We start from the raw sequence: 9,049 nt of genomic DNA on the forward strand, positions 1-9,049 counted from the left end.
TTAATCCGATTAATCGTGCTTAATCATGCCCTTGCTGCTGAAGAACTGATTGCCAGCGGAGGTGCAACGTCCGCAGCAACCGCTTTTGCCCATTAGCCCAACTGGGACGCATCTAATCCTTTTCTAACGGGTGAACCTGGATCAAAAATACCAATCATGACAGGTGTAAATCCTGAACACTACGTCTTATGCTGTCTCGATACGATCGGGTTGCTCGACAGTTGTAATCCTGCCCACTGGCGTAATGATTTACCTCCCCGTCTCCCTGCTTCTGTTTGTTGTTTTTCTGCTGCTGCTGCCGTTCTTGTGGTTCTCGCTGGCGCTGGGGGTGGTGCAGGTCGCTGTGGCAAAACTGGGGTTTTCTCCGAGCGTGGCGGCGCTGCTGCTGACGGCGATCGTGCTGGGCGGCATGATCAATATCCCTCTGTACAAAACGGAGTCGCCCGTGTACCTGATGGATACGTTCGCCTCGTTCTGGTTGCAACAGTTTCGAGGAATTCCGCTGCGGCGGATGCGTCGTCAGACTGTAATTGCGTTGAATGTGGGTGGTGGTTTGATTCCGCTGCTGGTGGCGCTGTATCAGTTCACCCGCGTCTCACCGCTGCTGATTGTGGTAGTCACCGCGATCGTCACGATCGCCAGCTATTACGCGGCTCAGGTGGTTCCTGGTATTGGGATTCAAATGAACCCGCTGCTGGCTCCGCTGACAGCGGCACTGTCGTCAATGCTGCTGGCGGGTGGAACTCCGAACGTGATTCCGGCGATCGCGTTTGCAGGTGGCGTTTTAGGAACGCTAATTGGAGCCGATTTGCTGCATTTGAAGGAGATTCAATCAAAGTCGGCAGGCGTCTTGAGCATTGGCGGAGCCGGAGTATTTGATGGAATCGCGCTGTGTGGATTGCTCGCGCTGCTTCTAACCTAAGCAACTCCCGCCTTCCTGGAATCGCAGTTTTGGATGCTGTACCTTTGATCCACTTGAAATCTGCACGATCGCGATTCCAAGCAGTTGCATTGGCATCGGATGTAGCAAGAGGAATGGTGAATCGATCGCGTCAACAAATCCCTATTTGTTTTTCCGTACTGTCCCAATTTGTCCTTGGCTTCGCAGCATCAAAACTATTGCATATTCGGAGCGATCGCTGCCTGTAATCACTCTGTGTAATCTCGAGCTGTGTAATCTCGAAGCGACGCAATTAAAATCGGACTTTGTAAAGGTTAAGCAGTTCTCCCGGCGCAGTCTTAACCACCTGTCCGCCCACCGCTTGAATCATTTTTTTCCAGTCTGCTGCTGGCTCCAGAAACACCTCCGCACCTAGATACATTTCCAAAATTGCCCAATTTTCTGCAAGAGGGGTCTCTGAGTCCAGCACGTCGAAGACAAAAAAGCCACCTGGCTTCAGCACGCGCTTTACCGCCGCTAGCACTTCGCCCCAATACACCAGTGGATAGTAGCAGCTAACGCCTGTGGCGATCGCCAAGTCGAACATGCCCGCGTCGTAGCTTAACTGGTGCCCAGGTGCCAACTCCACACCCTTAAACAACTTGGAATTAAGCTGCGGTCCACGAGCCACCAAAATGTCTCGCGCCACGGGGCTAATTTCTTGCCCATAGAACAGCGCACCCCAGTCGCGCCAGGGATAAATCAAAAAACTAACGCCGCAGCCAATATCCAAACAGCGCTGATTTTTCTGCGGCTGAGCAAGCTTCCAAAACGGGGATGTCAGTTTTGCCTGAAGCAAGCCCGCCGATCGCTCCTGGTAAATCGGCATTGCCTTAACTTCGTCGGGTAGGTCGATCGGCTTGCCCTGGTACTCGCCATTAAAACGCAATGCCACGCTGGCAATTCGTTCCTGCCAGTCTTGCGGCGTTCCTAAACCACTGAAGTAGCTGTTCGACGAAAAGGCGGCTTCGGTGCAATCGGATTTAGACATGGCAACGCGAGTAATTTGTTGTTAGCTACTAGTTGTTTAGTTGTTAGAGCCGTTTGAACTAGAAACGAGCGACTAACGACTAACAACTCTTTACTGACCTTTCAGCGCTCTAGCGAAATTCTGACGATACGAGCGATTGAACACCAAAAAAGGCCACAGAAGCGATAGATACAGCCGTCCCTCGCTAAAATTCGTCCGCCGGAATCCTGTCCAAAACTTCCAAGCGCCAAACAAATAAGCCCCAGTTAACAAAATGGTAAGTAGTCCCATAAATCGATCCTTATAACTGACAGAACGCGATGTGTAACTCTAGTACAGTTCTATCCTACTCAAGCCCGATCGGGGTATGGCAACTCTGAATCGACCAATACAAGTGATACAAACTGATACAGAATATCAACGCATCAGGCGGAGGATACCCGAAAACTCGCAGGCATAGGACACTAGAAGATGGGAACCCAAAGCGCGATCGTCCCTTAATCCGATCGCACCCTCTACAGGATAGAAAACCTATGCGAGCAGTTCTAATGGCTGGAGGGTCAGGCACGCGATTGCGACCGTTGACGTGCGATCTACCCAAGCCGATGGTGCCCGTGCTGAACCGACCGATCGCCGAACACATTATTCACCTGCTCAAGCGCCACCACATTACGGAAGTAATTGCGACATTGCATTATCTACCGGATGTTATGCGAGAGTACTTCCACGACGGCAGCGACTTTGGCGTACAGATGACTTACGCCGTTGAGGAAGACCAACCCCTCGGTACCGCTGGCTGCGTCAAAAACGTGGCGGAACTGCTAGACGATACGTTTCTTGTCATTAGCGGCGACAGCATCACGGATTTTGACCTGAGTGCAGCAATTCAGTTTCACCGTGAGCGGCAGTCAAAAGCCACGCTGATTCTGACCCGCGTGCCCAATCCGCTAGAGTTTGGCGTTGTCATTACCGATAAGGAGCAGCGGATACGTCGGTTTTTGGAAAAGCCATCGAGCAGCGAAATTTTCTCCGATACGGTGAATACAGGCACCTACATTCTGGAGCCAGAGGTGCTGGACTATTTGCCCGACAGCCAGGAAAGCGATTTCTCAAAAGATCTATTTCCGCTGCTGCTAGAAAAAGACGAACCCATGTATGGCTACATCGCCGAGGGCTACTGGTGCGACGTGGGACACCTCGACGCTTACCGCGACGCTCAGTACGACGGCTTGATGCAGAAAGTGAGCCTGGAGTTCGCCTACGAGGAGCGATCGCCCGGACTTTGGGTGGGACAAAACACCTATCTCGACTCTAGCGCCCGCATTACGCCGCCTGTGATGATTGGCAGCAACTGCCGCATCGGTCCCCGCGTGCAAATCGACCCCGGCACAATTATTGGCGACAACGTCACGATCGCTGCGGACGCCGACCTAAAACGCCCGATTATCTGGAACGGTGCCATCATTGGCGAAGAAGTCCACTTGCGCGCCTGCGTCATTGCCCGTGGTGCGCGCGTGGATCGTCGCGCCCATGTGCTAGAAGGCGCGATCGTGGGTCCCTTATCGACGATCGGGGAAGAGGCGCAGATTAACCCGGATGTACGCGTGTGGCCCAGCAAAAAGGTGGAGCCGGGGGCAACGCTAAATCTAAATTTGATCTGGGGACACGTGGCGCACCGCAACCTGTTTGGGCAGCGCGGTGTGTCTGGGCTGGCAAACGTGGATATTACACCAGAGTTTGCCGTCAAGCTGGGAGCGGCGTTTGGCTCCACGCTCAAGCCAGGAATGCACATCACGGTGTCGCGCGACCAGCGCAATATTTCTCGCATGGTGTCGCGATCGCTGATTGCAGGATTGATGTCGGTTGGCGTCAATGTGCAGAATTTGGAAGCAACCGCGATCCCGGTAGCGCGAGCGCTCGTTCCTACGCTGTCGGTGGCAGGGGGCATTCACGTGCGCGTGCATCCAGAACGCTTTGACCACATTCTGATTGAGTTCTTTGACCAAAAGGGCATCAACATCTCGAAAGCCCGCGAGAAAAAGATTGAAGGGGCGTACTTCAAAGAAGACTTCCGCCGCGCCCAAATTCACGAAATTGGCAATGTTGCCTATGCCAACCAGGTGATCGACATCTACGGCACTAGCTTTGAGCGGCACCTCAATATTGAAGCGATTCGCCACAGCAGTTCCAAGGTTGTGATTGATTACGCCTACGCCGTTTCTGGAGCGGTGCTGCCGCAGCTGTTAGCTAAGTTTGGCTGCGATGCTGTCGTGCTAAATGCGAGCTTGAGCTTGAACACGCTGACGTTCAACGATCGCGAAGGCTTGCTGAATCAGCTAGGGCACGTTGTCGAGGCGCTGAAGGCAAACCTTGGTGTGCAGGTGTCGGCGAATGGCGAGCAGTTGATTTTAGTAGACGATGCGGGTAGCCCGATTCGCGGCGAAGTTCTGACTGCTTTGCTGACGGACATGATTCTGACGCATCATCCCAGAGGCACGGTGGTAGTTCCAGTCCATGCGTCTAGCGCGGTGGAGCAAATCGCGCGTCGGCACGACGGACGGGTGATCCGCACTAAGGCAAATCCGACCGCGCTAATGGAAGCCTGCCAGATGAATCCGAATGTGGTGCTAGGCGGCAGCGGCGAAATGGGCTTTATTTTTCCTCAGCTGCATCCCGGCTTTGATGCCATGTTCTGCATCGCAAAACTAATCGAAATGCTGACGATTCAGGAGCGATCGCTGGGACAAGTTCGAGCAGAGCTACCGCGCATTTGCCACAAACTCTATACAGTGCGCTGCCCCTGGACGGCAAAAGGTGCTCTGATGCGACAGTTGGTGGAAACCCATGCTGTGGACACGCTGGAACTGGTCGATGGCGTCAAAATCTTCAATCAGCAGCATGATAGCTGGGTGCTGATTCTCCCCGATGCTGGAGAACCACTGGTGCACATTTTTGCCAACAGCAGCGATCGCGGTTGGGTCGATGAAACGCTGCGCGAATATCGCATGCGCGTGCAGGAATTTGTCGATCGAGAACAGGGATTAGCCGAAGCCCGAATGGAGGAGGCGTACTAGATTACGGCAGTGGTGTGGAATAGGCTGGTGCAAACCTCGGAGGTTTTAACAGGTTTTAACGAAGAATTCAGCATCGTGACCAACGGAGTGACTTAAACCTCCGAGGTTTTAGCCAAACTGCGTAAGTCCTGGAAAAGTGAACTCGTGCGGCTGAAGGCTATAACGAAGGCAGAGACACTAAAAGTTCTGACCTCAGATTCCTGACGAAGCCGAGTTTGGCATGATAAGGTTCTCAAGCGGCTGGCGCGGCGAGACCTGTTGAGGTAGCAGATACCAACCAATGACAAGTACAAGTTCTGCAAATCAGTTCCTGGGTAGGCGACGCATGGAGCCTGCTGCATTTTGGCTTGCACTGCTAGCCGGATCGGTTCTGATCCATTTGCTGCTGCTGCTGGTGACGCGATCGCTCCTTTCCCAGGTGCGGACGGCCAATCCGGCACCGATTGCCGTTGAGTTTGTTCAGCCGATCGCGGCTTCGGTTCAGCAAGGCGCACCTGTCAGTCGCACCGCTTCATCTGCCCCGGCACGCACTGCGCCGCGATCGACGGCTCCAACGGCTCCTGCTGCGTCCTCATACACGAATATCCCTAGCAGCATCACGCCCCAAACGCCCCCTCGCCAGTCTGCCCCGCCCCGTCCCATTAATCCAGAGCCGCCGCCGCGACGAGTGCCGCCGCCTGTGGCTCCACCGTCTCGTCCGCCGCGACCGAGAAACACCCCCCCTGTAGACACCGCTTCGGGTGCTCCCCCATTCCCGAACACGCCTCCAGACTCGCCCTTCCCCGATGGCACCAACTCAGACAGCACCAATCCTGACGGTACCAACCCAGACGATCGTCCGCTGCCGCCCACCACACCGCCTTCGGGTAACATGCCTCCAGGAGGCATTGACGGCAGCGATAACGAACCCCCCTCGCTGCCGTCGGTGCCTGTTCCGTCAGTGCCCGATCAGGGGTCGGGTGCGAAATTAAGCGTGGACGGCGTCGCCAGAGGAAATTTAACCTCGACGGATGTGGGACCTGTCCCTCAGTTGCGATCAATTCCACAATTATTCGACTCGGTGACGTATCCGGCAGCGGTTCGGGCAAATCTAGGTCGTCCGGTAACGTTTCAAATTGTGATTGACGAGACAGGCAAGCCAACCCAGATTGATGTCGTACCGGAAGATACAGCACCAAGGGAATACAGCAATTTTGTCAAAGAACTCCTGCAAGGCAGCAATTTAGAGTTCTCTCCACCCACGCAGGATGGTAGGCCTGTTCGCCTCGGTGCAGTGCGGTTGACGGTGCGGTTGGAGCCGTTGCGCTAGACTGCCTGACGCTGCTCCCGCATGGTTTGAACAAACTGATCAAACAAGTAATCGGCATCGTGCGGACCGGGGCTGGCTTCCGGGTGATACTGCACTGAAAACAGCGGCAGCGATTTGTGGCGCAGACCAGCGACGGTGCGATCGTTCAAATTTAAGTGCGTAATCTCGATATCGGTATCGTTGAGTGACTCCGCCGAGATTGCAAAGCCGTGGTTCTGGCTGGTAATTTCTACCTGCTGATTCAAGCCGCAGGGTTGATTGAGTCCCCGATGTCCGAACTTCAGCTTGAAGGTTTCGCCGCCCAGAGACAGTCCTAAAATTTGGTGCCCCATGCAGATGCCAAACATCGGCTTGTTGCTGGTTAGCAAGGCTTTGGTGGTTTCGATGCCCTCAACGTTCGCGGCTGGATCGCCCGGTCCGTTGGACAGGAAGATGCCGTCCGGGTTGTACTTCAAGATTTCTTCAGGCGGTGTGTCAACGGGTACGACGATGACTCGGCAACCGTAGCTGGCAAGGCGACGCAAAATATTGCGCTTGATGCCAAAGTCGATCGCCACAACCGTCAGCGGCTTGCCGTCCGTCGATTGCTCAGTCGGTCGAAACTCCCAGGTCAAGTTTGTAGAGTCCGACCACTCATACACCGCAGCAGTCGTGACTTCACGAACCAGGTTTAAGCCTGCCATGCTGGGCGCATCCTGCACTTGCGCCAGCAGTTCGGCAGGGTCCAGAACTTCGGTCGAGATGGCACCGTTCATCGCGCCGACCGAGCGAATTTTGCGGGTCAGTGCGCGCGTGTCAATACCGTAGATTGCTGGGATGTTGTGCTGCTTCAGGTAGTCCGGCAGGGATTGCGTTGATCGCCAGTTGCTCGGCTTAGTGCAAATGTTGCGGGCAACAATCCCCCTCACCTGCGGCTGACTCGATTCCTCATCATCTGGATTGACGCCAGTATTGCCCAGTTCTGGATAGGTGAAGGTCACAATTTGTCCACGGTAGCTGGGGTCCGTCATCACTTCTTGATACCCCGTCATGCCCGTGTTAAACACCACTTCACCGATCGTGGTTCCTGTCGCTCCAAACGACCATCCCGGATAAAACGTACCGTCTGCCAACACTAGCAGCGCAGGCTGAGCAGAGGTGGGGACCATAACTCAACTCCAAAGAATACAGCGGCTATATTATGCCATGCTGCTTCCCCGTTCGTGGTAGCTAAGCGATCGCTCCTTCAATTTCTGACTGGTGCAACAAAACGGTTGCTTCAGGACCAATCCTGCCACTTTCTGGCGCTGGACCAAGCTCCATTTCAACACAGTACGCCCAAATACCAGAGTCCAGAAAACAGGTTTTGACCTTCCCAGAACCGCCTAAAAAGTAAACCTGCTGATTCTTTCCAAACTTCGGTGCTGCAACGTGAAACGCCATTGAGTCATCTCCTCATTTAGAACTAAATTGACCACTGCACGCAAAACGATGAGCTATCGAGTGGATACCAGAGCTTGATGTGCTTGCGCTGTGGGGATTAATGCCCAACCAGCTTTGATTAATTTCTGATAGGTTGCCCATCCTTTGGAGCCACCTGGAATGCGGTAATCAGGAGCCGCAAATTGAGGAAAAGCAGTGTAGGGTTTCCAGGGCTGTCCAGGCTGTAAACGCAGATGCAAAATCTTCGTCTCGTTTGGACCAGACGCCGACAGCCAGCACATTTGTTTAGACATAACTGTTCCTTGGATTAAGTTGAGAGATGTAGCGCAGTCGCTTCAGCCGCCGGTTTTGACTCGATAAATGGTGTTAAAATTTTATTTTCTTAACATTTATCAACAATTCCAGAAGCTAGGCAATTGTTTCATTCACCTAGACACATTGATGCAAAAAGACAACTCTTGATCTTCCATTCCAATGGGTAAACATCAGAACTGGAAAGCTATGTTTCTCTTTTACTGAATTTTTAGTTGAGCAAACTCTACCGCTAGTTAAGCTTCCACCAGGAATTAACTGTCCAAAAGGCTACCTTGATTCAATGAAGGCTGTGTTTGATGTCACATTTGATTGCTTAAGCACGATCGGCATGAATCTCGGCTCAGATACTTCGGTTTAGACCAAACTATCTGCCTGAGCTGAATCTACGCCTAAGCTGAATCTACGATTGTTGGCTATGTCGCTGCCTAATGTTCCAATCAAGACGACGTGATCGCGCACACGTTCGAGGTCAAATTGGTCGCTCAAAAATTCGTTAAGCGTCACGGTTCGAGCGATCACCGGAGCCGATCAATAGTTCAGCAGAATTTAGTGTCCTCTCGCATCAAGCGCGTGGTAGCCACCACTCTTGGACTCCAACGGTCGGAACACTGCCTGCCCAAGCGTCAACCGGAGAAACTGTCTTCGCACATCCGACCGTCCTCCTCTGACGCAAGTGACGGGCAGCGATCGACACGACGGGTGCGGTTCATGTTCTGTTTGGTCTGAGCAATGGGCTAAAGGCTTGATTGCTCAAGCGGTGCGCCTCTGCTTCCTCGCTTCAGGAAGCGGAGATCGGCTTTTCGTGGGGCAAGGTTGCCGGAACGATCGTCCCCGCTCCTGTATCTGTGCTAAGAGCATTTCTTAGAAAGCATTAAAATAAAATGCATCGATAAAAATTAACCAGCGAGAGTCTCCCCTCAATTGCTTAGCTGCTGCGCTAGAATTGTTAAGGCTTCTTTACCGGAATTCGCCGTTACGGTTTGGGAAGACTTGCTTAAGAAGCCAACATCCTCCTGACC

General features: G+C 53.3%; 8 protein-coding genes. 3 read left to right on the forward strand and 5 right to left on the reverse strand.

The features are described from left to right. The first annotated feature begins 244 nt into the window (after window positions 1–244). Window positions 245–922 carry a DUF1614 domain-containing protein gene (locus H6F43_RS21510; protein ID WP_190345213.1) on the forward strand — a complete coding sequence of 226 codons (678 nt, stop codon included), beginning with the start codon at window positions 245–247 and terminating at the stop codon, window positions 920–922. Window positions 923–1,193: 271 nt separating this feature from the next. Here the strand turns inward: H6F43_RS21510 and H6F43_RS21515 are convergent, their stop codons facing one another. Next, entirely contained in the window at window positions 1,194–1,931 is a 738-nt protein-coding gene (locus tag H6F43_RS21515; RefSeq protein WP_190345214.1) for a class I SAM-dependent methyltransferase, read from the reverse strand. Window positions 1,932–2,021: 90 nt separating this feature from the next. Then, entirely contained in the window at window positions 2,022–2,201 is a 180-nt protein-coding gene (locus H6F43_RS22520; protein WP_242025841.1) for a hypothetical protein, read from the reverse strand. 242 nt (window positions 2,202–2,443) lie between these two features. Between H6F43_RS22520 and H6F43_RS21520 the strand changes: the two genes are divergently transcribed. Together H6F43_RS21520 and H6F43_RS21525 are read left to right on the forward strand one after the other, a co-directional pair. Continuing rightward, a complete protein-coding gene (locus H6F43_RS21520) occupies window positions 2,444–4,984 on the forward strand; it encodes a mannose-1-phosphate guanyltransferase (RefSeq protein ID WP_190345215.1) in 2,541 nt (846 codons plus the stop codon). A gap of 280 nt (window positions 4,985–5,264) precedes the next feature. After that, window positions 5,265–6,293 (forward strand): hypothetical protein, encoded by a 1,029-nt coding sequence (locus tag H6F43_RS21525; protein WP_190345216.1) that lies wholly within the window; start codon window positions 5,265–5,267, stop codon window positions 6,291–6,293. Here H6F43_RS21525 and carA read toward each other — a convergent pair. From carA to H6F43_RS21540, 3 genes are all read right to left on the reverse strand, one after another. After that, window positions 6,290–7,441, reverse strand: a complete 1,152-nt coding sequence (gene carA, locus H6F43_RS21530; protein ID WP_190345217.1) for a glutamine-hydrolyzing carbamoyl-phosphate synthase small subunit — start codon at window positions 7,439–7,441, stop codon at window positions 6,290–6,292. The genes H6F43_RS21525 and carA overlap by 4 nt on opposite strands. 61 nt (window positions 7,442–7,502) lie before the next feature. After that, window positions 7,503–7,715, reverse strand: a complete 213-nt coding sequence (locus H6F43_RS21535) for a hypothetical protein (RefSeq protein WP_190345218.1) — start codon at window positions 7,713–7,715, stop codon at window positions 7,503–7,505. Window positions 7,716–7,768: 53 nt separating this feature from the next. Then, the gene (locus H6F43_RS21540) at window positions 7,769–8,008 is read right to left on the reverse strand and encodes a hypothetical protein (protein WP_190345219.1); all 240 of its coding nucleotides are present in this window, start codon (window positions 8,006–8,008) and stop codon (window positions 7,769–7,771) included. Between the last annotated feature and the right edge of the window lie 1,041 nt (window positions 8,009–9,049).

It is taken from the genome of Leptolyngbya sp. FACHB-36, from assembly GCF_014695955.1.
Lineage (GTDB): Bacteria > Cyanobacteriota > Cyanobacteriia > Leptolyngbyales > Leptolyngbyaceae > FACHB-36.